Here is a 24,444-nt window from a genome sequence, read left to right on the forward strand (position 1 = left end):
AGTGAGGGGTAAGGAGTGAGGCGAGAAAAGCCTTACGATTTTAAAAAAAGGAGGGGGATATGAGTCGGATCAAGGATTGGCCGGAAGACGAACGGCCGCGCGAAAAGCTGCTGCAGCGCGGGGCCGAGCAGCTCAGCAGCGCCGAACTGCTGGCGTTGATTCTGCGCAACGGTGACGCCTCAAGCGGGCGCAGCGCCGTTGATCAGGGGCGCAGTCTGCTCGAGCGTTTTGGCGGGCTGCGCGAGCTGGCCCAGGCGCGCACCGCCGAACTCTGCGAGCTGCCCGGCATCGGACCGGCCAAGGCCGCCGAGATCCAGGCGGTTTTTCAACTGGCGCGTCGTTTCGCCGCCGCCGCCTTGCAACCCGGTGCCCGCTATACCAGTTCAAGTGATGCCTTCAGTCACTTTCATCCCCGCCTGCGCGATTATCGGCGCGAAGTTTTTCTTGCCCTGCTCCTCGACAGCAAAAACTGTCTGCTCCGCGAGGTCCAGATCTCCGAAGGAAGCCTTAACGCGAGCATCGTTCATCCGCGTGAGGTCTTTGTGCCGGTGGTCCGTGAATCGGCCGCCGCCGTGCTCTTTATTCACAATCACCCCTCGGGGGATCCCACCCCCTCCAGCGAGGATATCGCCCTGACCAGCCGTTTGAAACAGGCCGGTGAACTGATGGGGGTTCGGGTTCTGGATCACATTATTATCGGCGATGGGCGCTATCACAGTTTTGCCGACCAGGGGATGCTTTAACAAAAAGTGAAATTCTTTGCTTTACAAATTTAACGCGCAATCGTAGATTACCGCCCATCGATCTCATTAGAGCTCGGAGGGGGAATGAAATCGTGATGTGCTGAGGGAATCCCCTCGGGACACTCCTTTAATTTAAGCAAATTCCCCTCAAAAATCGGTTTTTTTGGTCATGCCTCTGGAGCTGTGTCCCGACTCTGACTCGACGTCGGTGCTCTCGTTTACTCCGGATTGACCCAGATGCGAAATGCTGGCCTGACAACAGGTTTCAGCTGGATTTAAGGTAAAAATGGGGGGGGGGGGAATGCTTGTAAACCGTGGGTTTTCACTGGTTGAGCTGATGGTTGCGCTGGCGATTTTTATGATCGCCGTACTCGGAATGGCACCCTTGCTGATCACTCATATCCGGGTGAACGCTGAGAACCAGCTTCGCAGTGCCGCGCAGGATATCGCGGTCGAAGAGATGAACCGGCTTCAGGTTCTGGACTATCCGGATCTTGCCGCAGTGAGTGCCGGCCCCATCACCGAAAGATCGCTCTATTCGCTGGTCAGAACCATTGAGGGGGATCAGCCCGGGACCGATCAGACCCGCATCACCGTCAAGGTGAACTGGATCAGTCGGGGGGTGAAAAATTACCAATTGATTGCCGTCAGGACCGCCCAATGACGGGGTCCAGAGGGTTCAATCTGGTCGAGCTGCTGGTGGTGATGGCGCTCATGTCGATCATCAGTCTGATCACTTATCCCTTCTTTATCAATTTTCAGTTCCAAAGCCTCAGTCAAATCAACAAGAGCGATCTGAATGATCGTGCCAACCGGCTCCTCAATTACCTGGCTGAAGAGGTTCAGGAGACCGGATTTATGGTGACCTCGGTGCCGCACAACGGCGACGGTACGACCTTTCAGATAAAACACGGCGCGAGCCTCGAGACTTTTAGCCAGAGTATCCGGGTGGAAGATGTCGCCGGGGGGAATGATCGTCTGGATATTCTGAAGGCGGTCTCTTTCTTCCCTCCCCTGGTTGTTACTGAAGTCGATGCGGGTCCTCCGCACAAAGTGAAAATCAATCGCCCGCCAGACTATAACGTCGAAATCAACGATGCCGCCGGCGTGAATGCCATTTTGACGCGCAATCAGGTCATCTTTGAAAATCATAAGAAAATTTATCGGGTCATCGATATCGCAAGCGACAGCCCGGATCTTGATCTCGACGGTGATGGCCACAAGGACCGGTTCCTGACCCTGGTGCAAGCTCTCGCCGAACCGGTGCCCCTCGGTTCTGAAGTGCTGGGAGTGCGGGTGCTGGGTTTTTTTGTCGACGCGGGTGGCTTACGCGCTGACAATTATGTGACATCCCAGGTTCTGGATAAGGATATCGACGGTCTGCAGTTTGAATATTTTATGAAAGATGGCAGTACGAGCGCCGCCCCGATTGGCGCGGCGATTGAAAATATTCGTGGCATTCGCATCGCTCTGCTGGTGCGGGCCACCAGGACCGATAAAAACTATGTCAATACCACGATCTACACCCTGGGGAACCGCTCTTATGGACCCTATGGCGATGGATTTCGACGGGTGGCAGTCGAACGACTGGTGGAGGTCAAAAACTATGCTTTGGAATAGCCGTGGGATCGCCCTGGTTTCGGTCCTTTTGATCACCGCTGTCATGTTGATCATCTCCTCGCTGCTGGCGCAAAAGGTGATTCAGACGACGCGGGTTTCAGCCCAGCAGGGCCTCAAGAAAAAATCTCATTACGCCGCCAACAGCGGAGTCGAAGAGGCGCGACGTCAGTTGGCGCTCAACTATGATTCGACCTCCTTGTGGGGCAATGTCCTGAGCGTCAGTACGGCCGGAGCTTACCCTCTGGCCCCGACCTTTACCACGACGGTCGATAATTTTGCGGTCAGAATCTTTGTGCGGGACAACAACGATGGTGATGGCGACTACACCCACGACAATGATCTGCGGGTTTTTGTTCTGGCCGAAGCACAGGGACCTGATAACACCCGGACCATGGTTGAGACCCTCGGTTTTCTCAAGCCGGGGGGGAGCACCGGCGGCTACAACGGGCAATATGGGCAGGGCGCCGGGAAAACCAACCGCACCAGTGGGGGTCTGGCAGATGCACTGGCCGCTTCAGCGACCGGGTACGATATCAGTGACGCACAGTAGTTTTCTATTGAAACCATTAAGGGCTTGATACAAGAGGAGGGGTGCATGAAAAGAAGGACTCCGGGCAGGATTTTGTCGATGATACTACTGTTGTTGGTGAGCTTGCCTTACACGGCGGCGGCGACCAACAAGACCTTTTCTGCCGGCTCGGTGATTATCCCGATGGATCCCTGCTGGCAGCCCAACAATGATCCGGGTGTCGATCCGGCATTTCTGCATGCGGCCTGCGATTATCAGACCCCGAGTCTGCGCAATGATCAGGGGGTGTTTCAGGCCTATGGCCTGGTTTATACCCTGTTACGCCAGGGCGTGCCGGTGCACTGGATTATCGATCCGCTTAAAACCAGCCGTCATGGGATCGATTTCAGTATCGCCGGGGATGGCATCAGCCCGCCGGTCGCAAGATACAGCAGCGCCCCAGGCCTTGCGACCAGTCTTGATCCTCTGACTGTCCGGACCCTGGGTGATGCGACCCTCGCTGCTCATGTGGTGGAATACCGTGGTGGTCCTTTTGTTATTCGCAAGCAGGACCTTTCCGCCGCCGGGCAGGAGGTGCTGAACAGTTACGCCAATGTCAAAAAGCATCTTGCCCTGGTCGATTTTACCGCCCCGGTCGAGAAGGTTTTGGCCAACCTGCCGCCGAAAATAGCGGTGCTCGGTCAGGGCGCGACGGATGTCCTTAAGGATTATCTGACCGCCTCAGGTCTCGGCAATCAAACCAATGTGGTTTATAACATTATTCAGCCGGCTCAGATCATCGATGGCACCCTGGCCGCCGAATATCAGCTGTTCTGGGCACCTCACTGGATCGTTGAGGATGAGATTGCCGCCCAGGCGGACCGCGACGCGGTCATGCTCAAATTGCGGGAATTTCTGGAGGCGGGCAACTCAGCCTTTCTCGAATGTGCCTCGATCGAGAGTATCGAAGGTTCCTCAAGGGGTGGCGTCGACGCGTCAACTCAGGCCGCCGGTGGATGGCTGACCGGCAAGGCCAGCAGGATTCCACGCATCGAGATCAACCAGGGGAGCCAGGATCCTGCCTACATGGTCTTTGAAGCGCCGGTCTCCTATCTGGCCCAGTGTGCCGGCTGGACCTATCAGGCCACCGGCGGCCATGTGCATAATCTGCGTCCCCGTCAGACGACTCCTTTTGTCTACAATGATACGGTCACCCGTTTTGTCCATGATGGCGATGGTCTCTGGGATCCCGGCAGCACGGTTTACACCCCGGGGTTTGATTACTATCTCGGTGGGCGCATCAACGGCAGCCCGACCCAGGGTTATGTCTCCTATCTGGCCGGGCACAAATATGCCAAGTGCAATGGCGCCGGCGGTGGCGATTTTGTCATGCGGATCAAGCTGGCAAACGCAATCGGCAGTGGGCAGTACGTCGACCTGATGCTGACCTATGACAGCAATCAGACCCTTGAGGCGCGCTATTACACCGACGGAACCTTTACCGCTTTGAGCGGAGCGAACAGGGTCGATCAGCCGGGGGAAAAGCAGGTGCATGATGGCACCATGGGCTTCAACTTTCTCGAGACAGAGTTCAGGACTGATCGCAAAGAGATCCGGAATCTTCAGATTGTTAACCGAAGTGCTGCCAGCCACAAGATCGACAGTATCAGGGTGAGCTATCCGGCCTCCGCTGGCCGTCTTGTCGAGATCCGCGATGCAAACGGGATCGCCAATGTCAGCAATGACCGGTTTTGTAGCAATGTTCGCACGAATCCGGCTTCCTGCCCGGTGAACTACGCTTTGCCGGGGGTCGATTCTGCCGCAGTCACCAGCTGTGATGTGACCTGGGCGGATACCAACACCTGCGGGCTGCGTTATGTGCTCAATACCGTGCTGGGTCTGCAGTTCACCATAATTTCTGCTGAATATGTGGCCTCGTCGCCGATTATTGACGACAAGCTGCTCTTCAGTGCCTCGTTTGAATATCCAGCGCACGTTGGCCATCTCAAGGCTCTTGACCTGACCTCGACGACGGATGCCGGGCGACTGGTGTGGGACGCCGAACGCCAAATTCCCCTGCCGGGGATCGGTGCCGCACCGGGCGATTTGCCGAACAGTGACCCACCGAATCATCCGCAGAAAAACAATATCTACCGCTATCTCTTTACCAATGTGGGCGCGACTGACCTTCCGTTTACCCAGGCTCAGGCTGCCAACCTGCAGGGCGCGCTCGGGACCGCCAGCCTGAATGAAACCAGGGCGCTGATTAACACGGTTCGTGGGCGCTTCGGCGCATCGGAGAGCCTGGTCGACGGGAGCTCGGATCAGGGGCACAGGCTCTGGGGGGTCACCCGTTCGACCCCTGCGGTGATCAGCGGCTCGCCGATTATTTCAGGGTCTAAAGAGCGTGACCGTATCGCCTATATCGGCGCAGAAGACGGAATGTTGCATGCGTTTTACGCCGGCAGCTGGGACGCGACCCTCAACGCCGGCCAGGGCGGTTATACTGCAGGTACCGGCCGGGAGATCTGGGCCTATATCCCTTCGACGCTGTTGCCCTATCTGCAGAACCAGCCGTTTAATGACACCAACCGCTCGGCGATGGTCAACGTCGACGGTTCACCGGCGGTTGAGGATTTCTTTATCGATCTGAATGGGGATGGCGCCAATGAATGGCATACCCTGCTGGTCGCGACGGCCTCTATCCAGGCGCAGAATCTGGGGGTTGTGTTCGCCCTGGATATTACCGACCCCTACGCACCCGACCTGTTATGGGAGCGCACTTTCCCCGATTTGAATATGGGCGATTCGCGTGGGGTCTCCATCGGCTCGGTGCATATGGGAGACAGCCTGCGAAATTCGGTTTATCTGACCTCGACCTATCACAGCAAGCTGGCGTCCGATGGCAGTCTCGATGCGATCAGCGGCAGTTACGGGATTAATGCCTATTCGCTGGATCTGGCCAGCGGGAATCTGCGCTGGCAATTCCAAAGAAATTACCCTGGAGCTGCGAAAAATATCAACGAGTCGCCCGCAATCCCGGCCCTGATGGATCTGGATAATACCGGAAACGAGGATTTTCTCGTTTTTGGCGACATGGCCGGGCGGCTCTGGGCGCTCGATACCAAAACCGGTGACCCGATCACCGCCGCTGACAGCCCGGTCTATACGGTCGGCGCTGGTGCCGACGAGCCGATCGGCGCCGGAGTGGCTATTTTGGGTAACGATCTGGTGTTTGGCACAGGTGGGGCCGATTTCGCGAGCGGGGACAATTATGGCCTTTATGCCCTGCGCCTGAGCCGGACCGGCGGGCGGTTTTTATGGAAATATACCTTGAATACGGGCGAAAAGGTCTGGTCGGCCCCGACCTATGATCGCTTTGGCCAGATCTTTGTCGGCACCGGCATCGGGTTTAATTCACAAAGCAATGCAGACGCCATGGAGTCCACCAGCGGGCGCCTGCTGTTGCTTGACCGGCAAGGCACTCTCCAACGCGCGATCGCGACTGAAGGCGCCCAGCTCGGGAGTGTTGATGTCGGCAGCGGCGCCGCTGTCGCGGTTTCCTATACCGGGCAGGTGACTCAGTTCGGCACACCGGACGGGTCGAGCCGCGGCAGTTCCCCCATCGCGTCATGGCTCAAAATCTTCTCCTGGCGGCTGCGATGAACGGCCAGGGGCAGCAAGGGTTTACCCTGCTTGAAATGCTGGTTGTGGTGAGCGTCATGGGTATTATCGCTGCCCTTGCCGCGCCGAACCTCCACGACTATATTGCGCGCTGGCAAGTCCGCAGGGCAGCCAACCAGGTTTATGACGATCTGCAGAAAGCCCAGCAGGCGGCGCTGCAGGCGGGAAATTACGGATTGAACAGCGCTGGGCGCCTGGCAGAAAAAAAGCTTTTCTGGGTGTTTAATGTCACAAATCGTAGTTATCAGACGTTCCGTTGGGAAGATGAGGATGGCGATGGGACGCCGGATGCGGGGGAGGCGACCCCCCTCTTCATGTCGACCCTCCCCGAGAACGTCAGCTTCGGTATGGTTTCGGGGGTGACGCGCACCGCCTGTGGCGACTCTGTGGGATCTCCTGCCGCCGCGATCACCTTTTCGGCGCCAGGTTATCCGCCGTGCAATGACAGCCCCAGCCTCAGATTTAATAAATTCGGTTTCAGCGAAACCGGACCGGGAGGGATCTATCTGACCAAAGGAGAGGTCTCTTATGCTCTCAGCATGACCCGCCCCGGCAATATCACTATGTGCCGTTGGGATGGCGCTCACTGGCGGCCGATGTGACCCGCGTAAAGTCAGGTCAATGGCTTAAGGAGCCTTTGACGGCACGGAGGGCGGCGCTTTTTTGGGGCAAAAAGGTAATGGTTGTTCAAAATTGTAGATTAGCAGCTGTCTTTTTTAGAGGAGGTAAGCCTGGCACGTTGTTGCCGACCGCATTTCACTTTTAAGGGAATTGTGCTAGTTACTTGTGCAGTATTTTGTACTTGCGCCCCCTTTAAAGGAGGAGTTGTTGGCAAAAGTTGTTGGTTTGCGGACCGAAATCCTGACAACGCTGACCTTGCTGATGGCTGCCGCGCTGTTGCTCGGTGGTTTCCTCATGCTGAGGCTGACGGAACAAAGTCTGCTCAAGCAGCGATTAAGCCAGCTGAACTCAGTGACTCAGGTTATTGGCACCGCGCTGAATGAAAACAACCCACAGGCGTTGCCGCTTGCCAACCTCTCTTTTCCCACGGAGTTATTGAAGCGTTTGCCGGATGAAATGCAGAACAGTGGCTGGTGGTTATTCGACCAGGATCTGCATTTACTTTCTTCTTTTCGCAGCGGGGTTGAACGACCTTTCGATCTTGCCCGCTTGCGTCAGATCATGTTGTCTCAGGAACCTTTTCAGACAGTCGAATTTCCTTCTCTCCTCAACAGTTTCACGACCACGTCCACGCAGAGCAAGATCGTTCTGCCCCTTATAAAAGGAAATCGTTTTTACGGTCTTCTGGAAATCCATTTTTCCCTCGATGACATCTGGTATCGCCTGTTAAAGACGCGACGCTATGTCCTTCTGTATGTCCTTCTCTATGGAACCGTGCTGGTTGTTATCGGCTATTATCTGTTACAGCGGAATGTGGTGAAGCCGGCCCGAAATCTTTTGTTGGCGACCGAAGAGGTCGGACGTGGCAGTCTGGAAACCCGGTTGCCGGTCGCCGGTCCCTTGGAAATTTCGCTTTTGGCCGAAGCCTATAACAATATGGTTGATGCCTTAAAAGGGAGTCGCAGGGAAACCCAGGCGCATATTGAAGCCCTGGAACGCACCAATAATGATTTGAAGGTTTCACGCGAAGAGTTGATCCGGAGTGAAAAATTGGCATCTGTGGGCCAATTAGCTGCGGGGTTAGCGCATGAGCTTGGAAATCCGTTGGCCGCCTTGATCGGCTATCTGGAAATAATGAAGGACCGGATTGAAGATAACTCGAGTCGCGACATCCTGCAGCGATCACTCGTTGAAACAGAACGGATCGATTTCCTGGTGCGTGAGTTACTAAATTTTTCACGCCCGTCAGATAATATGCCTGAACGATTTGATCCTGCAGTTGAGGTGACAGACTGCCTCAACTTATTAAAAAGCCAGGGCGTTTTTGGCCCGCGCCAGATTGAAGTGTCGTTGGGAGAATCCTTGCCCTTCGTCAAGATGGGTCGTCAGAGATTTCAGCAGATTTTTATCAATCTGCTCCTGAATGCCGTGCAGGCGACAGAGGCATCCGGCCAGATTACGCTCACCGGCGAGGCTGGTGAAAAGTTTGTCTGTCTGGAAATCATGGATAATGGTTGCGGGATCAGTGCTGAAGATCGTAGTCGCATCTTTGACCCATTTTTTACGACCAAGGCCCCGGGCTGCGGCACCGGTTTGGGGCTCTCGATCTGCCACCGTCTGATTGAAGAAGTTGGTGGGATGATCGAGGTCTATTCTGAACCCGGCAAGGGGAGTCGTTTTAAGGTTTTACTCCCGGCATCGGATATAACCTAGTGCGCAAAATTTGCACTTAAGCTCGTGCAAATTTTGCATTTATTGGAAACTGGGTTTATTGTCCCCTAATTCCATCTAACTGGAAATACAAGAAATATTCTTCATAGTATCGATGGTGTGAATTTTGCTTTTTAACCTGAGCACAAAGTGAACTGTTTCGTGGGGAGATATGATTAAACATCAAGCGACAGCTAAGACTCAACATGGACCCTGGTCAGCAAGAGCCGCCGGATTCACCTTAATCGAACTGATCGTCGTCCTGGTGATTATCGGGATCGCAGCGGCGATCGCTATCCCCAGCTTTAATGGGTTTTTAGCGAGTAGCGATGTGACGTCTGCCACTAATGATCTGGTCTCAGCGCTGAATCTGGCGCGGAGTGAAGCGGTGACGCGGGGCGTAAATGTCACGGTTTGCAAGAGCGCTGATCAGGCGACCTGTACCACCGCCAATACCTGGGCGCAGGGGTGGATCGTCTTTGCTGATCTTAATGGTAACGGGGTCGTTGATGCCGGGGAAATCGTGCGTGTTTATCAGGGCGCTGGAGGCAACACCACCATGGTTGGCGGGGCTTCAGTGGCTGATCGTGTAACCTATTCAAGCACAGGCTTCCCAAATCCGATGCTTGCCGGGACGGCAGCCCAGTTAACCATCACGGTGACCTCGGGCAGTCGTACCTTACAAGTCATTTCGAGCACAACCGGCCGTGTCCGGACGGCTACGCCATAGATAAGGGAATGTTTATGATGATTAAAGGCGAAAAGAACAATCAGGGATTTACCCTTATCGAAGTTTTGGTGGCGCTGATTATCCTGTCAATCGGTCTGCTTGGGGTTGCCGGCATGCAGATCAGCAGTATGCGAGGAAATCATAACGCCTACTTGCGTTCCGAGGCATTGCAATATGCCTACGAAGTTGCGGATATGATGCGGGCCAACCGCACCGCCGCAATCAGTTCCAACGGCACCATAAACTATACAATTACTGCGACTCAAGACCCGGCCACGCTTTTAAAAACCGGCATTGCGCTAACGGACCTCCAAGAATGGCGGCGTGGGCTTACGGGGGCAAGTAATCCCGCATCCGGGTTGCCTGGTGGACAGGGCGCCATTGCGGTGGTTGCCAACGCCGATAATACCTGGACCGTGACCATTACCGTGTCCTGGGCTGAGGGGCGCTTAGCTGATGACACAACGCCATCTGTCGTAGTGGAGACCAAGTTATGATGTGCCTGAAAAAGAAGAAAATGGGACAAGGCGGCATGTCTCTGGTCGAGTTGCTGGTCGCTTTAACCATAAGTCTTGTGCTGCTGGCCGGGGTCTATCAGGTGTTTACCGGGAGTACGACCAGTAATCGTGAAAATGAACAGTTTGCCCGGCTGCAGGAAAACGCGCGTTTTGCCATGGAGATCTTGGGGCGTGAAATCCGGGTCGCCGGGTACTCGGGATGTTCAAATACCCTCCCTGTAAATAATCTGAATCCGGCAGGAACCGGATACATCGCGCAATTCCTTGATTTCGCGAATGGAGTTCAGGGGAACAACTGGAATGGTGCGGGCTGGACCCCGGCGATTGATGCCACCGTCATTACCAATGCGGTCAATGGCAGCGATATCCTCACCGTGCGGAGCCTCGATAGGACTGACCGCATTGAAATAACGGGGAGTAATATCAATTCCGCCAATTTGGCCGTCGTCGCGCGAAACAGCATCAACCAGGGCGAAATTGTCATTGTCAGTGATTGTCGGGGCGGGGATATCTTCCAAGTCACAAATAACAATACTTCGGCGACACTGGCCCATGGCGTCTCAACCAACCCTGGAAACCTCTCCCCCAATCTGAGCAAGGGGTACAATGCCGGTGCAGAAGTTTTCAAGTTCCGCAGTCAGATTTTTTATATCCGCAATAATCCCGCCGGGGTGCCTTCCCTGTATCGCTTGCGTTGGGATGGGACGACCGGTGCTTTTGGGACCATGGTCGCCGAGGAGTTGGTTCAGGGCGTTGAAAATATGCAGGTACGCTATGGCATAGATACAAATGGCGACCGGCAGGTTGATTCTTATGTTACCGCCGCCGGCGTAGCAAATTGGACCCAGGTTGTGGCAGTGAGGGTTGGTTTACTTTTTCAGAGTGATATCAACGGGAAAACCCCGGTTGATACCTCGTCTTATGATCTGGATGGTGACGGAGTTAATGAATTTAATCCCCCGGATGAACGGCGGATGCGCCGGGTTTTCAAGACGACCATTGCGATAAGGAACAGGGTGTCATGATGAGGACTGTGAAGAAGAATCCCATCGATAATCAACGTGGAATTGTGCTGGTCGCAGGTTTAATGATTCTGGTTATTCTTTCCCTGTTGGGCATTACGACCATGCAGACCTCCACCATTGAAGAAAAAATGGCCAACAATATGGGGCAGCGGCAACTGGCTTTTCAATCCGCCGAAGCTGGGTTGCGTCAGGCTGAGGCCCGCTTGACCGGCTTGGGCGGCATCGACCCGACTCTGCCGATTCTGACACCTGCGTCCCCCGGCGCGACCCCGTTGTGGAATACGGCAAATCGTTGGAGCGGTGCCAACTCAAGCGTCGGTTCAGGCATTTTAGGTGTGACGGAACAGCCGCGTTATATCGTGGAGAAGGTAGCTGAACTGCCCGTCGGCGACGAAGTGCTTGACGCTGATGCCGTGGTGGCAACCAACACCATGTACCGCGTGACCGCCCGCGGGGTTGGCGCCATTAACACCGCTGAGGTGATCCTGCAGATCACCCACCTGCAATAGACAAAAAACGGCTTATCCCGATGAAAAATCAGCTTGATTGGAGACAGATATGAAAAAGCGAACAGAAATTTTACGGTTGTTGAGCATCAGTGTGTTGCTCTGCCTGTTGAGCGTAACGCAGTCTTTCGCCGGAATCTGCTCCATCATCAACGCCGGAACTCTCATTGAAGCCGAACATTTCACAAGCTTTGGCGATAATTTTAAGACCAAGACGAATGGTTCAGCCAGCAACAGTAGTTTTCTAGAAGCGATTTCAAGTTCAGATTATAGCAACCCTCCGTCGGGGACGCCGGTGAGTTTTCAGGTTGACTTCCCGGCAGGAACCTATCCTCAAACCTACCGTCTGGTAGTTCGTGGAGATGGTCGTCACAGTGGCAGTAAGGATTCGATCTGGTATGGGGTCGATGGAACCGCGACGGGTAATTTGAACTTCAACTCTTCCAATGGCTGGAAGTGGAGCAGCACCCGCCAGAACTATGGGAGCAACCCGGCAGATATCGTGATCACCTCGGCCGGAACGCATACCCTGAATTTTTGGACACGTGAAAAGGGTTTCTATTTCGATTCGTTTGTCCTTACCACGGACCTGACCGTCACCTCCTACTCAGACAGTGTTAAGGTGCCACCTGGCGTAACGGCGGTCGACCCGACCGATCCCGGGAATAACAGTTGCGGCTCTGTGGTTGTTGACCCGGATACCGACGGGGATGGCTATACCGATTCAAATGATTGCGCGCCCTTGAACCCGGCCATTCATCCAGGCGCCGCAGAATGTCTGATTACCGGTCTGGGTGATGGCATCGACAACAACTGCAACACGGTGGTCGATGAAGGGTGTCTGACAGATAACGATGGTGATGGCGTCACCAGTTCCCTCGATTGTAATGATAACGACCCGGCAATTTATCCGGGGCATCTCGAGCTGTGCCACGACGGCAAGGATAATGACTGCGACGGGTTCGTCGATATGGCCGACCCGGATTGTGACGTCGATGGCGATGGCTACACCACCGACCAGGGCGATTGCCGTGATGATCGTGCCGACATTCACCCCGGTGCGGTGGAGATCTGTGGTGACCTGATCGATAACGACTGCAACGGGACCGTTGATGATGGTTGTGATACCACCGCGATTACCGACAGCGGCCTGATTTCCCAGATTCCACTCACCCTGAAGAACCCGGCCAAGCCTCAGGTTATGCTTGATATGTCGAACGATCAGCAGCTGTATTTTGCGGCGTACAGCGAATACGGTGACCTCAACCAGGATGGCATTCCTGATGGAACCTATATCCACGCCATCGATTACTTCGGCTACTTTGACGCTCACAAATGCTATGTCTACGATACGGGCGCCGGCTACTTCAGTCCCGTTTCGATCACAGCGGACAAGTATTGCGCCGGGGGCAGCAGCAAAGAATGGAGTGGCAACTTCCTCAACTGGGCATCGACTGCCCGCATTGATGCCGTGCGTAAGATCCTCTATGGCGGTAATCGCTCAACCGATACCTCTGCCCTGACAGTTCTCGAGCGCAGCTATCTGCCGAATGATGCCCATAGCTGGGTGAAGTATTACAGCGGCACTGATATCGCCAAACTGACCCCCTTTGCCGTCGGCAGTCTGCCCAAGACCGCTACCAGCACAAGTTCAGTGGCCATCGGCGGCGGGAGCAAGACCTTCACCACCACCTTTTTGCCGGCCGAAGTCAGGGTGGGCGATCAGTTGATCATCAGTAAGACCATCGATCCAAGCCAGTTTTACATGCGTGGCGCAGTGACCAAAATTTCCGGTTCGGACGTACAGGTCGATGTCAGTGATTTTGCCGGCAGCGGGACCAATGCCGCCTGGACCCTGAGCAACCAGACCCGCAAGGGGATCACCCTGTGTAATACCACGCTCGCAACCTCCGGCTATTCGCAGGACGTCACGGCCGCACCCTTAATTCGGGTTGCGAATGGCGACTACAGTCTCTGGACTGCCAACGAGCGCTGGCAGTGTCGCTGGGACGGTGAAAAAAGTGTTGATAACGGAAACGATATCGGCCTCACCGGGATAACCGCCAACAAAAAAACTCCGGTTCGGGGAGACGTGGCTCTGAGTGTTTCCGGGCTCAGTGTGGCGGGTGATTATGCTGCACGGGTGAAGGTTTGTGACAGCACGCTACTCGGCAACGAAAAATGTCGCCAGTATCCGTCTGGAGATTACAAACCGGTCGGACTGTTGCAGGTGCATGGCGAGAATGACAATCTGGAATTCGGGCTGATGACCGGCAGCTACAAAAAGAATAAGTCGGGCGGGGTGCTGCGCAAGAATATCAGTTCAATCAGCGATGAGATAAATGTTACCACCGATGGGACCTTTACGGCCGCGCCTTCCGCTGGCTCGATCATTGCGACCCTTAATAAACTGCGTCTTTATGGCTATAATCAGTCCACGGGGACATACAATGATAGTGGCAGCGGTGATAATTGTTCCTGGGGCCTGAGCTCGTTTACCGATGGTAACTGCAGCAACTGGGGGAACCCGCAGTCGGAAATCTTCCTTGAGAGTCTGCGTTATTTTGCCGGCAAAACCGCTAACAGCGCGTTTACCTTTAGCGGTGACGACAAGCTTGCCGGGCTGACGACCGCGACCTGGAGTGATCCTCTCAGCGACAAAAACTATTGTTCATCGCTGAACATCATCGACTTCAACGCCAGCATGGCGTCTTACGACAGCGACCAGCTCTCCAGCGTTTCTGATCTCAACACCACTTTGAGCGCTGCAGAAATGACCGATACTGTTGGCGCCGGTGAGTCGATTAATGGCAATACCTGGCTGGTCGGAGAATCAGGCACAAACAACAACCAGCTATGCACAGCTAAGACGGTTGCTTCTCTTGGTGATGTTCAGGGGATTTGCCCCGAGGCACCACGCTTGTCCGGCTCTTATGCGATTGCCGGGCTCGCTCATCAGGCCTTTACTCACGATATCCGCGCCGCGTTACAGGGAGAGCAAACGGTCAAAACCTTTGGCGTGTCTTTAGCGGCGGCGGTGCCGCAGATCGATATTCCGGTTCCGGGCTACCCTGCCAAATCGATTTCGATCATGCCCGCTTGTCGGAATACGAGCCTGTCGCCAAATGCAAACTGCAATATCGTCAGTTTCAAGCCGATCTATTTTAACAAGACCACCGGTTCCGGAAAATTCTTTATCCAGTGGGAGGATAGCGAGCAGGGCGGGGACTACGACCAGGACATGAGCGGTTTTCTGGGCTATAAAATCGACTCATCAACCCTGAAGATTGAGGTCACGACCGATGTTTTTTCTCAGTCGACAGGTAATAGGCTGGGCTTCGGATATATTATCAGCGGAACCAGATATGTTGATGGCACGACCAGCTCCGGTGAAGGTTTCCATGTGCACTCCGGGATCAATGGATTCAGCTATGTAGATGGATCGGGGGCACAGGATTGTAGCGCGGGGTGTAATAGCGCGGAGGATGCCACATCACAGACCTATACAATCTCGGGAACTCCGAGCGGTCGTCTCGAATCACCCCTTTATTACGCCGCCAAATGGGGGGGCTATAACAAGAAAAATACCAGCCTGACCTTTCCGACCGACACGGCCTCCTGGGATGCCGATGGGGACGGACAACCGGATAACTATTTTTATGCGACCAACCCCAGTCAACTCGAAGCAAGCCTCGGTAAGGTTTTCACTGATCTTGCCGAAGTCAACTCGTCGTCGGCGGCGGTTGCCAGTAATTCGACCCAGCTTCAGACCGGTACGACCATCTATCAGGCCAAATTTAACAGCGCTGACTGGTCAGGAGAGTTTCTCGGTATTGGTTTGACCAAGAGCACCAGTGGTGCAGTCGTCACCAATCAGATCTGGAACGCCGAAAATCATTTTCCGACGCCGGCGAATCGGAATATCTTTACCTTTAATCCCAGCGCGACTTCAGCGCCTTACGGAAGTCTCTTTACCTGGGCTACGTTGACGACGGGACAACAGCTGTTGCTGAATACCAGCATCGCTGGAGCCAATGATGGAATGGGTGCACAACGCGTGGCATTTTTCCGCGGTGACCGCACCGTTGAACGCCAGAATGGGGGCACCTTGCGCGATCGCAATAAGGTGTTGGGTGACATCATCAATTCCGATCCGGTCTACGTCGGAACCCCGGACTACGGATACGCCAAACTTCCCGGTACAGAAGGGACGAGCTACACCAGTTTTCGCGCTGGAAGCAGCTATGGAACGCGGACGAGAATGGTCTATGTTGGCAGTAACGACGGGATGCTTCACGCATTCAATGCGGAAACTGGAGCAGAGACATTTGCGTATGTACCAAATTCTGTAATCAATCTCATGCCTCGGCTCACCGCCACCAACTATGGAACGCAACAGAACGGCCACCATTTTATGGTCGATGGCGCGCCGAAGCCTGGCGACGCTTATTTCGGCGGTGCCTGGCACACCGTTTTGCTCGGTTCTACTGGAGCCGGCGGGAGAACGGTTTTCGCGCTGGACGTGACTGATCCTGGAAGTTATTCCACCAGCAATGTCATGTGGGAAATCACTCCGCAGACGAGAGATGCCTCAAGCAATTTTGTTTATGCCGACCTGGGCTATACCATTCCGCAACCGACAATCGGTCGTCTGTCGAGCGGCGAGTGGGTGGCTTTTATCAGCAATGGTTACCATAGTACAAATGGCAAGGCTGTCCTTTATGTGGTTGACCTGGCGACCGGCCTGCCGCTGGCAACCGCTTATGGAACCATTGATGTCGGGGTTGGTGATTCCCTGACCCCGAACGGCCTCAGTACCCCAGTCCCGGTGGATGAGAATGGCGACAAGATTGTCGACTATGTCTATGCCGGCGATCTGCTCGGTAATCTGTGGAAGTTTGATTTCACCGATGCGCTCCCCAGCAAATGGGGGGTTGCCTATAAAACGGGGGGGACCACCCCGGCGCCGTTGTTCACGGCGAAAGGACCCAATGGTGAAGTTCAGCCGATTACGGTTCGTCCTGCGGTTGGTCGTCTGCCGAGCACAAACCAGATTATGATCTGGTTCGGGACTGGAAAGTTCTTTGACAGCAACGATAATGTTATTGACCCGGTTGTGGCGAATCGTCCGGTGCAGACCTTCTATGGCATTCTTGATGAGGGATCCGCGCAGACATACACCAGTCGCAGTACTATTCTGCAGCCACAGACGATTCTCTTTGAGGGGAAGGTTCCGATTCCATCGTCGAGCCCTACAGCGTACTATTTTGATGGTCGCGCCATCCGGGTGCTCTCACAAAATTCTGTGTATTATGGTAGCGGAACAGGGCATAAGTCGGGTTGGTATCTCGACTTGACATCCCCGAATACTCCAACTAAACGCGGTGAGCGTGTTGTTGAACAGGCCATTTTGGACAATGGAAAGATTATTTTCGTAACCCTGATACCCTCTGATAGCCCCTGCGTTTCGGGCGGTTCAAGTTGGCTGCTGGAGATGGATCCGTTCTCTGGTGGTCGGCTCCCAGCCCCGATTTATGATGCCAACAATGATAATAATATCGACAATGGTGACAAGGTGACGGTTAATATTGGCGGGACCGACATTCAAGTTCCGGTGACCGGTCTTGAATCGAGTGAAGGGATCATCCAGTCGCCGAAGGTTCTTAACGATGATTCCGCTGCCAACTCTGATGGGACTGGAACCCAGGTGAAAGTGTTCTCCGGTTCGACCGGTAACCTGATGTTCCAGAAAGAAAAGGGCGGAAGTTTGTCGTCAAAAGGGCGACAATCCTGGCGACAAATAAAGTAAGATTCTGGTTTAGAGATACCAATTTTACAGCGCAGATATGATTGCTGCGCTGTAAAATTTCATCTTGGAGAGTTTCGATATGTTTGGAAATGAAAAAGGTTTTACCCTAATCGAATTGATGATTGTGATTGGTATCCTTGGAATTCTGGCCGCGATAGCAATCCCGGTCTATTCAGGATATAGACACAATGCTTACCGCGCTGCTGCTAAAGCGGCTTTGGTAGAGGGTGCCCAAAATATGGAGCGCTATTTTACTCGAAAAAACGAGTATAAGGACGCAAAGGTGGGTGATCCTGCTACAGGGGATCAAGTGTTACAGACAACGGAGGGGGGGAAGTACACGCTGACATTTCAGCCAGGAAGTGTCACTACGGCGGCCACGACAACGACTTTTACGATCAGGGCGACCCCCTCTTTCACGGATAAGTGTGGCTATCTGGAAATTACCCAAACTGGAGCAAAAACTTCAGAGATTGCTGCTAATTGTTGGTAGGGAGTATATTGCGCATATTTTTAAGGCCTACCGGGTTTTATGGTAGGCCTTTTTCATGTGGAGGTTGGTTTCAAATTTAGCGTATGTCAAATTCTTTCATTTTATAGAGTAGAGATCTTAAGCTGATCTCAAGGAGTTTCGCGGCCTGAGTACGATTACCAAGAGTATGCGCTAATACTTTGGTGATGTATTCCCGTTCTATCCTCTGTGAGGCCTCCTTCAGGGAGAAGTCACCCTCTTCAGGTCGTTGTGTCAGGCGTCTTTCGGTTGGCAGAGGAGGCAATTCCAGAACCTGGTTGCGGCAGAAGATCAGTGCCTTTTCAATGAAGTTTCTCAGCTCTCTAATATTCCCGGGCCAGGAGTATGTTTGCAATTTTTCGAGGGCTTGTTCGGTTAGTCTTGGTGCGGCTCTGCCATCCCGGAAAGAAATTTGGTCGATGAAGTGATAGGCTAAAACCCGAATATCCTCCGGTCGTTGGCGAAGAGGGGGGAGGTTGATGTCGACCACTGCCAGGCGGTAGTAGAGATCCTTGCGGAACAGGTTTTTGTCAATTTCTTGTTCCAAATCTGTCCCGGTTGCTGCTACCACGCGGGTATCAATCCCTTCTGATTTAGTCGCCCCAACCTTTCGAATCTCAGCCTCCTGAAGAACACGCAAAAGTTTAGGCTGTAAATCGAGGGGGAGCTCTGCAATCTCATCTAAAAACAGGGTCCCGCCACGGGCCACCGAAAACAGACCTTGCTTCTCATGCTCGGCACCTGTAAACGCGCCTTTTACATGCCCGAAGAGCTCACTTTCAAGTAACCCCGGGGAGATAGCACTGCAGTTGATTGCCAAAAAAGGGCCAGTCCGGCCGCTTTCGGAATGGAGTGCTTTGGCAATAAGTTCTTTCCCCGTGCCTGTTTCTCCGCTGATCAACACCGATGTGTTCGATGTGGCGACTGTACGCACAGTCTCAAGGATCCGGTTCATGCTGTTGCTTGCAAAGATGATCTGCCTGACATCAAAAGTTGTGACTTGCTGCGACAACTGATTTTTAAGAAAAACGTTTTCCTGCTGTAGTTGAAGGCGCTCTTCTGCTTTTTTCAGGGTCAGCAGGACTTCATCTGGCTTAAATGGTTTTGAAATATAATCATAGGCGCCAAGTTTCATACAATTGAGAGCCGTCTCAATGGAACCATAAGCACTCATCATAATGATTGTGGTTGTCAGGTTAATGATTTTGGGATGGCGGAGGAATTGGAGACCATCCATATCCGGCATGCGAATATCACAGAGGATGACATCAAAAAGTTCTTTTTGGAGCAGCTCCAGGCCAATCTGGCCATTAGAGGCTTCGGTAACACGATAGCCCTGTTGTTCGAGGACCAGGCGCAGCATATGGCGCATGGAGGCTTCATCATCTATAATCAGCAGATTTTTGAAGCTTGCAGGCATAAGCTGTCCATGAAGGCAAAGGGTTGATGGTGAAACACATCAAACAGTGTGGTCAGCATATCTCCTGTGGCCCAAGTTTTCAAATTTATAACAAAAAAGGCCGGGCAAAATGCCCGGCCTTTTTTGTTGAGTTTGAATGAAGCCTAATTCAGGGCTGCCAGATTTTCAGTAGAGCTTCGGCCATCTCGGCCGGGGAATCGGCGACCGAGATACCGCATTCGCGCAAGAAAATTTTCTTGCTTGCGGCGTCCCCTTTGCCCCCGGAAATGATCGCTCCGGCGTGGCCCATGCGTTTTCCGGCTGGCGCGGTCGCGCCGGCGATAAAAGCGGCGACCGGTTTGGTCATATGGTCGCGAACGTATTCAGCGGCCTTCTCTTCGGCGTCGCCGCCGATTTCTCCGATCATGATGACCGCTTTGGTTTCGGGGTCGGCTTCAAACATCTTGAGCGCATCGAGATGGCTGGTGCCGTTGACCGGGTCACCTCCGATACCGATGCAGGTGGTCTGGCCGATGTTACGGCTGGTGAGCTGCCAGACCGCTTCGTAGGTCAGGGTACCGGAACGTGAGACGACTCCGACCGGGCCGGGCTTGTGAATATAGCCAGGCATGATGCCGATCTTGGACTGGCCGGGGGTGATGATACCGGGGCAGTTGGGGCCGATCAGGCGGGTTTTCTTGCCCTCCATGTATTTTTTGACCTTGACCATGTCGAGGACCGGTACGCCCTCGGTGATGCAGATGACCAGCTCCACGCCGGCATCGACCGCTTCCATAATCGCATCGGCGCTGGCGATCGGCGGGACGTAGATGATCGAAACGTTGGCGCCCGTTTGCTCCACGGCCTCAGTTACGGTGTTAAAGATCGGGAAGCCGTCAATTTTGGTCCCGCCTTTGCCGGGGGTGACGCCGCCGACCATCTGGGTGTCGCAGTAATCACGGCAGCCCTGAGCATGGTAGAGGCCGGTTGCCCCGGTGATCCCCTGGGTAATAATTTTGCTGTTTTTATCGATCAGAATACTCATCGTATTTCTCCTTAGCCCTTGACCGCTGTGACGATCTTTTGCGCGGCATCAGCCATGCCGTCGGCGGTGACAATATCAAGCCCTGATTCGGCCAGAATCTTCTTGCCGAGGGCGACATTTGTTCCTTCAAGACGCACGACCAATGGGATCTTGACGCCGACCTGTTTGGCCGCTTCGACGATACCGGTGGCAATCACATCACACTTCATGATGCCGCCGAAGATGTTGACCAGGATCCCTTCGACCTTTTTGTCAGAGAGGATGATCTTGAAGGCTTCGGTGACACGTTCGATGGTTGCGCTGCCGCCAACATCGAGAAAGTTGGCGGGAGCCGCTCCGTAGTGCTGGATGATGTCCATGGTCGCCATCGCCAGACCGGCACCATTAACCATGCAGCCGATATTGCCGTCGAGGGCGATATAGGAGAGGTCATACTGCGAGGCCGCGGTCTCCATCGGATCCTCTTCATCGTAGTCACGCAGATCACGGATGCGGATATGGCGGAAGAGCGCGTTGTCGTCGATGTTGAGCTTGGCATCCAGACAGAGCAGTTTACCGTCGGCGGTCAGCACCAGCGGGTTGATCTCCAGCAGGGCGCAGTCGGCTTCAATAAAGGCGGTATAGAGGTTCATCAACAGCGGGACTGCCTGCTTGACCTGAGCGATGGCGAAGCCGAGCTTGAAGGCCACTTTACGCGCCTGAAAGGCGGTCAGGCCGACTACGGGATCGATCACCTCGAAGAAGAGTTTTTCCGGCGTATTGGCGGCGACCTCTTCGATATCCATCCCCCCCTCGGCTGACGCCATCAGGGTGACCTTTGAGGTTCCGCGATCAACCAGAAAGGAGACATAAAATTCATCGGCAATGTTGCAGCCAGATTCGATCAGGACCCGTTTGACCAGTTTCCCCTCGGGGCCGGTCTGATGTGTGACCAGAGTCATCCCCATCATGTCGCGGGTGAATTGTTTGACCTCGTCGGCGGTTTTGGCGATCTTGACCCCGCCACCCTTGCCCCGGCCCCCGGCATGGATCTGGGCCTTGACCGCCCAGGGCCCTTCGCCCAGACGTTTGGCCCAGTCTCGCGCCGAATTACTGTTGTACACGACGTGACCATCCGGAACCGGTACCCCAAAGTTCCTTAGGATCGCTTTTGCCTGATACTCGTGAATATTCATCGCTTCCTCTTTCGTTGAAGATGACAGTCGGCGATCCTTATATGGAGAGCCTGACTGCTGGAAGATGTTCAGCGTGGCAGCCTCAATTTTGCCACCCGAATGCGTATACACCCGCTTTGGCAGAGTGTCAAGTGGCCAGACCAGGTGACTGGTCGGCCTTCGGGCTCAGCCAGCGCAGAACGTATTAACGAAAGAAGGCTTGCCGCTGGATGTCGCGACAGGCCTTCTTTTTTGATCAGACCTTTAAGTGGCGAAAGGTCAGGGAAACTGTCGGACTAGTCGTGCTCCGATTGCAAGGCAGTTCGTCCGGCAGGTTCCTAGCGTTTTTTCCAATCGGCCAGGAATTTGTCGATGCCGGCATCGGTCAATGGATGTTTAGTTAATTGCTGCATGACGCTATAAGGGATGGTGCAGATATCTGCACCGATCAGTCCGGCGTTCAGCACATGCAGGGGGTTGCGGATAGAGGCGACAATAATTTCGGTTTCATAACCGTAGTTATCTAACAGGGTGCGGATCTGTTCGACTAATTCCATCCCGTCATGGCCGACGTCATCAAGACGCCCAACAAACGGCGAAACATAACTGGCGCCAGCCTTGGCCGCCAGGAGTGCCTGAACTGCACTGAAGATCAGGGTGACGTTGGTTTTGATCCCTTCATTGCTGAAGATACGGGTCGCCTTAAGCCCTTCCTCGGTCATCGGCACCTTGACCACAATGTTCGGGTGAATCGCGGCCAGATCACGTCCTTCCTTGACCATTCCCGGCGCGTCAAGCGCGATCACTTCGGCCGAGATCGGGCCATCGACAATTCCGGTGATTTCAGTGATGACCTCTTTGAAGTCACGACCACTCTTGGCAATCAACGATGGATTGGTGGTGACGCCATCGACGAGGCCCAGTTCATTGGCGGCGCGGATTTCAGCGACTTCGGCGGTATCGATAAAAAATTTCATACAATCTCCTTGGTAAAAGTGAGGTGGTTAATGCTTCTTTTTGAACTGGCTGCGGCACTTGCGCGAGCAGAAGTAGTGCTGCTGCCCCTGGATATTGGCTTTAACGGATTCGCTGAGAGGGATATAGGTCCCGCATTGCGGATCGAGCACCATCTGTTCCCCCTCCGGCTTTGCATTGTCACTACTTTTCGGTCCCTTGGAGCGTGACGGGAAGAGGGTCTGGATAAAACTGTAGCCGACAAAAAAGAGCAGGACGAGTAAGAGAAGTTTGATCATAATTATCTACCAGGTCAGGGTTAGCAGCAGTATGTTTTTGATCTCCGGTAACCGACTGAGCGTTTCAGACAACTTTAGTCTGGAGATCGGATGGCAGAGGTCGGGTGACAGAGCAACCAGGGGCTCCAGCACAAAGCGGCGCTCAAGCATCCGGGGATGAGGAATTTCGAGGTCCTCTTCCTTGATCTGGTGTTGACCGTGGAGCAACAGATCAATGTCGAGGGTGCGCGCCCCCCAGTGTTCCAACCGTTCACGACCTTCGGCCTGTTCGATCCCCAGACAGAGGGCTAACAGTTCCCGTGGCCTGAGCTGCGTTTCAAGCCGCAGAACCGCATTGAGGTAATCGGGTTGTCCTGCCGGGCCACCCACTGGTGGGGTCTGGTAGAGCGGGGAGGCTTGACAGTCGCTGACAGCGGGATGCTCGCCCAATGCCTGACGAGTGCGTCGGAACGCCGCGAGGGGATCGCCCAGATTGCCACCCAGTCCCAAAAATACTGAAGTTTTTTGCACAGATTTCATCGGTAGGGCATTAAAGCACAGGGGCTAAATCGAAATCAATTTGTAAGCAGTGGTGTTTGCCGTCCGGTCGGCCTGTACCGATTTTGCTTCCTTCGGTCGCCGAATTTTTTTCAATTATCAAGGTGTCCTGGATGACAGTAAAGGCTCACAATGGGGGATTGTTACACAGGAGGAATGACTGAACCTGTCAGTGGTGACGGTCTACGAAGATAAGTCGAATAATCTCAACCTGCAGGCGCCGATTCAGTTAGGTGCCTGAGAGCTTTACCTGGCCAGCGCCTTTGAGCGGATGTTGAATCGATACACCGAGAAGGCATCGTTCAGGTCAAGAATAGCGATGGTGATTTCTGCATCGCCGGTACTGTATCTGGCGGCCACAGTGTAGCTGACGACGAGCCGGTCTTTGTCGGAAAAAACTTCTTCAAAGTGTGGTTTTCCCAGGTCCTGGAGCTCGCCGACCCTTGAGAGAGCCTTCAGGGCAGAGGCCAGTTTAGCGGCAGAGGTCTTTTGCATAAAGGTGGCGGACATATATTTCTGTGCTACAGCAGGATCCCATTTTGAGAGCTCGGGGATCACCCGCAGCAGATAGGGGACTGCAGTGGTGGCGTACTGCTTCTCCTTCTGAGCCGAATAATAATGGAAGCTGGCAATTATGGTTATTGCGACGGATGCCAGAACACAGATCATGATAAAAATCTTTTTTTTCATAGAACCCTACATGCAGGACTTAGATTGACGAAGCATTGAATTTGAGCCGCCAGAAGTTAACACGGAACCGCTTGAAATTGCCAATAAGCTGATTATGGACCTTCGTCGAATTGGTGCGCTGGCAGACTCGTGCGGCGCTCAACAGCTTGAAACCGGTGTCCCTGGGTGCGCGGGGTGATATTGCGCAAATGATTCTGGCGGCGGCGCGGCAAGCCAGCGGTGGATATTTGTTGAAGATCCTGAGCTGCAGAGAAGTTCTGGGCGGGGTGCCGATCGGACCGAAATCCCCATCCCTTTATATCAGGCTGTGGCCGAAATTCTAGCCTTTGTGTATCCGCCCAATAATCGTTATGCAGCGCGTAAATCCGGGAATTAGCGCCG

The 24,444-nt window shown here is 54.0% G+C and carries 21 protein-coding genes; 14 read left to right on the forward strand and 7 right to left on the reverse strand.

The genetic code is table 11. From position 1 onward, the window contains the following. Positions 1 to 59: 59 nt before the first annotated feature. From radC to D888_RS24520, 13 genes are all read left to right on the forward strand, one after another. The gene (gene radC, locus D888_RS0101290; RefSeq protein WP_020674715.1) at positions 60 to 743 is read left to right on the forward strand and encodes a RadC family protein; all 684 of its coding nucleotides are present in this window, start codon (positions 60 to 62) and stop codon (positions 741 to 743) included. A gap of 301 nt (positions 744 to 1,044) precedes the next feature. Then, the gene (locus D888_RS0101295; RefSeq protein WP_020674716.1) at positions 1,045 to 1,407 is read left to right on the forward strand and encodes a type IV pilus modification PilV family protein; all 363 of its coding nucleotides are present in this window, start codon (positions 1,045 to 1,047) and stop codon (positions 1,405 to 1,407) included. Continuing rightward, the gene (locus D888_RS0101300) at positions 1,404 to 2,363 is read left to right on the forward strand and encodes a PilW family protein (RefSeq protein ID WP_020674717.1); all 960 of its coding nucleotides are present in this window, start codon (positions 1,404 to 1,406) and stop codon (positions 2,361 to 2,363) included. The genes D888_RS0101295 and D888_RS0101300 overlap by 4 nt, the downstream gene beginning before the upstream one ends. Beyond that, positions 2,350 to 2,913 carry a PilX N-terminal domain-containing pilus assembly protein gene (locus D888_RS0101305; protein WP_020674718.1) on the forward strand — a complete coding sequence of 188 codons (564 nt, stop codon included), beginning with the start codon at positions 2,350 to 2,352 and terminating at the stop codon, positions 2,911 to 2,913. The genes D888_RS0101300 and D888_RS0101305 overlap by 14 nt, the downstream gene beginning before the upstream one ends. Positions 2,914 to 2,958: 45 nt before the next feature. Further along, positions 2,959 to 6,537 carry a PilC/PilY family type IV pilus protein gene (locus D888_RS0101310; RefSeq protein WP_083928745.1) on the forward strand — a complete coding sequence of 1,193 codons (3,579 nt, stop codon included), beginning with the start codon at positions 2,959 to 2,961 and terminating at the stop codon, positions 6,535 to 6,537. Beyond that, positions 6,534 to 7,157 (forward strand): pilus assembly FimT family protein, encoded by a 624-nt coding sequence (locus D888_RS20360; RefSeq protein WP_020674720.1) that lies wholly within the window; start codon positions 6,534 to 6,536, stop codon positions 7,155 to 7,157. The genes D888_RS0101310 and D888_RS20360 overlap by 4 nt, the downstream gene beginning before the upstream one ends. 226 nt (positions 7,158 to 7,383) lie before the next feature. Beyond that, a complete protein-coding gene (locus D888_RS0101320; RefSeq protein WP_020674721.1) occupies positions 7,384 to 8,889 on the forward strand; it encodes a sensor histidine kinase in 1,506 nt (501 codons plus the stop codon). A gap of 169 nt (positions 8,890 to 9,058) precedes the next feature. Next, entirely contained in the window at positions 9,059 to 9,616 is a 558-nt protein-coding gene (locus D888_RS22790) for a GspH/FimT family pseudopilin (RefSeq protein ID WP_020674722.1), read from the forward strand. A 14-nt stretch (positions 9,617 to 9,630) separates the two neighbouring features. Then, a complete protein-coding gene (gene pilV, locus D888_RS0101330; protein ID WP_020674723.1) occupies positions 9,631 to 10,113 on the forward strand; it encodes a type IV pilus modification protein PilV in 483 nt (160 codons plus the stop codon). After that, positions 10,110 to 11,159, forward strand: coding sequence for a PilW family protein (locus D888_RS0101335; protein ID WP_020674724.1), 1,050 nt, complete (start codon positions 10,110 to 10,112; stop codon positions 11,157 to 11,159). The genes pilV and D888_RS0101335 overlap by 4 nt, the downstream gene beginning before the upstream one ends. Continuing rightward, positions 11,156 to 11,668: a pilus assembly PilX family protein gene (locus tag D888_RS0101340; RefSeq protein WP_020674725.1), complete on the forward strand. Its 513-nt coding sequence runs from the start codon at positions 11,156 to 11,158 to the stop codon at positions 11,666 to 11,668. The genes D888_RS0101335 and D888_RS0101340 overlap by 4 nt, the downstream gene beginning before the upstream one ends. Before the next feature lie 49 nt (positions 11,669 to 11,717). Next, positions 11,718 to 17,474: a PilC/PilY family type IV pilus protein gene (locus D888_RS0101345; protein WP_020674726.1), complete on the forward strand. Its 5,757-nt coding sequence runs from the start codon at positions 11,718 to 11,720 to the stop codon at positions 17,472 to 17,474. Between the two features lie 79 nt (positions 17,475 to 17,553). Continuing rightward, the gene (locus D888_RS24520) at positions 17,554 to 17,967 is read left to right on the forward strand and encodes a type IV pilin protein (protein ID WP_020674727.1); all 414 of its coding nucleotides are present in this window, start codon (positions 17,554 to 17,556) and stop codon (positions 17,965 to 17,967) included. A gap of 76 nt (positions 17,968 to 18,043) precedes the next feature. Here the strand turns inward: D888_RS24520 and D888_RS0101355 are convergent, their stop codons facing one another. The 7 genes from D888_RS0101355 to D888_RS0101390 form a co-directional block, all read right to left on the reverse strand. Next, complete coding sequence (locus tag D888_RS0101355; RefSeq protein ID WP_020674728.1) at positions 18,044 to 19,405, reverse strand: sigma-54-dependent transcriptional regulator; 1,362 nt, start codon at positions 19,403 to 19,405, stop codon at positions 18,044 to 18,046. A gap of 148 nt (positions 19,406 to 19,553) precedes the next feature. Further along, positions 19,554 to 20,429 (reverse strand): succinate--CoA ligase subunit alpha, encoded by an 876-nt coding sequence (gene sucD / locus D888_RS0101365; RefSeq protein WP_020674730.1) that lies wholly within the window; start codon positions 20,427 to 20,429, stop codon positions 19,554 to 19,556. Between the two features lie 11 nt (positions 20,430 to 20,440). After that, positions 20,441 to 21,604: an ADP-forming succinate--CoA ligase subunit beta gene (gene sucC, locus D888_RS0101370; RefSeq protein WP_020674731.1), complete on the reverse strand. Its 1,164-nt coding sequence runs from the start codon at positions 21,602 to 21,604 to the stop codon at positions 20,441 to 20,443. A gap of 317 nt (positions 21,605 to 21,921) precedes the next feature. Then, positions 21,922 to 22,560 (reverse strand): fructose-6-phosphate aldolase, encoded by a 639-nt coding sequence (gene fsa / locus D888_RS0101375; protein WP_020674732.1) that lies wholly within the window; start codon positions 22,558 to 22,560, stop codon positions 21,922 to 21,924. A 27-nt stretch (positions 22,561 to 22,587) separates the two neighbouring features. Beyond that, complete coding sequence (locus D888_RS0101380) at positions 22,588 to 22,836, reverse strand: PP0621 family protein (protein ID WP_020674733.1); 249 nt, start codon at positions 22,834 to 22,836, stop codon at positions 22,588 to 22,590. A 6-nt stretch (positions 22,837 to 22,842) separates the two neighbouring features. After that, entirely contained in the window at positions 22,843 to 23,355 is a 513-nt protein-coding gene (gene folK / locus D888_RS0101385) for a 2-amino-4-hydroxy-6-hydroxymethyldihydropteridine diphosphokinase (RefSeq protein ID WP_020674734.1), read from the reverse strand. A 264-nt stretch (positions 23,356 to 23,619) separates the two neighbouring features. Further along, positions 23,620 to 24,063, reverse strand: a complete 444-nt coding sequence (locus D888_RS0101390) for a hypothetical protein (RefSeq protein ID WP_020674735.1) — start codon at positions 24,061 to 24,063, stop codon at positions 23,620 to 23,622. Between the two features lie 113 nt (positions 24,064 to 24,176). Here D888_RS0101390 and D888_RS0101395 point away from each other — a divergent pair, with 113 nt between their 5' ends. Then, on the forward strand, positions 24,177 to 24,386 hold the full coding sequence (locus tag D888_RS0101395; protein ID WP_156826916.1) for a hypothetical protein: 210 nt from the start codon (positions 24,177 to 24,179) through the stop codon (positions 24,384 to 24,386). The last annotated feature ends 58 nt before the right edge of the window (positions 24,387 to 24,444 follow it).

It is taken from the genome of Geopsychrobacter electrodiphilus DSM 16401 (assembly GCF_000384395.1).
GTDB lineage: Bacteria > Desulfobacterota > Desulfuromonadia > Desulfuromonadales > Geopsychrobacteraceae > Geopsychrobacter > Geopsychrobacter electrodiphilus.

Coding starts and splice junctions, on each gene's coding strand:
- radC (WP_020674715.1), top strand. CDS start 60: ATGAGTCGGATCAAGGATTGGCCGGAAGACGAACGGCCGCGCGAAAAG.
- D888_RS0101295 (WP_020674716.1), top strand. CDS start 1,045: ATGCTTGTAAACCGTGGGTTTTCACTGGTTGAGCTGATGGTTGCGCTG.
- D888_RS0101300 (WP_020674717.1), top strand. CDS start 1,404: ATGACGGGGTCCAGAGGGTTCAATCTGGTCGAGCTGCTGGTGGTGATG.
- D888_RS0101305 (WP_020674718.1), top strand. CDS start 2,350: ATGCTTTGGAATAGCCGTGGGATCGCCCTGGTTTCGGTCCTTTTGATC.
- D888_RS0101310 (WP_083928745.1), top strand. CDS start 2,959: ATGAAAAGAAGGACTCCGGGCAGGATTTTGTCGATGATACTACTGTTG.
- D888_RS20360 (WP_020674720.1), top strand. CDS start 6,534: ATGAACGGCCAGGGGCAGCAAGGGTTTACCCTGCTTGAAATGCTGGTT.
- D888_RS22790 (WP_020674722.1), top strand. CDS start 9,059: ATGATTAAACATCAAGCGACAGCTAAGACTCAACATGGACCCTGGTCA.
- pilV (WP_020674723.1), top strand. CDS start 9,631: ATGATGATTAAAGGCGAAAAGAACAATCAGGGATTTACCCTTATCGAA.
- D888_RS0101335 (WP_020674724.1), top strand. CDS start 10,110: ATGATGTGCCTGAAAAAGAAGAAAATGGGACAAGGCGGCATGTCTCTG.
- D888_RS0101340 (WP_020674725.1), top strand. CDS start 11,156: ATGATGAGGACTGTGAAGAAGAATCCCATCGATAATCAACGTGGAATT.
- D888_RS0101345 (WP_020674726.1), top strand. CDS start 11,718: ATGAAAAAGCGAACAGAAATTTTACGGTTGTTGAGCATCAGTGTGTTG.
- D888_RS24520 (WP_020674727.1), top strand. CDS start 17,554: ATGTTTGGAAATGAAAAAGGTTTTACCCTAATCGAATTGATGATTGTG.
- D888_RS0101355 (WP_020674728.1), bottom strand. CDS start 19,405: ATGCCTGCAAGCTTCAAAAATCTGCTGATTATAGATGATGAAGCCTCC.
- sucD (WP_020674730.1), bottom strand. CDS start 20,429: ATGAGTATTCTGATCGATAAAAACAGCAAAATTATTACCCAGGGGATC.
- sucC (WP_020674731.1), bottom strand. CDS start 21,604: ATGAATATTCACGAGTATCAGGCAAAAGCGATCCTAAGGAACTTTGGG.
- fsa (WP_020674732.1), bottom strand. CDS start 22,560: ATGAAATTTTTTATCGATACCGCCGAAGTCGCTGAAATCCGCGCCGCC.
- D888_RS0101380 (WP_020674733.1), bottom strand. CDS start 22,836: ATGATCAAACTTCTCTTACTCGTCCTGCTCTTTTTTGTCGGCTACAGT.
- folK (WP_020674734.1), bottom strand. CDS start 23,355: ATGAAATCTGTGCAAAAAACTTCAGTATTTTTGGGACTGGGTGGCAAT.
- D888_RS0101390 (WP_020674735.1), bottom strand. CDS start 24,063: ATGAAAAAAAAGATTTTTATCATGATCTGTGTTCTGGCATCCGTCGCA.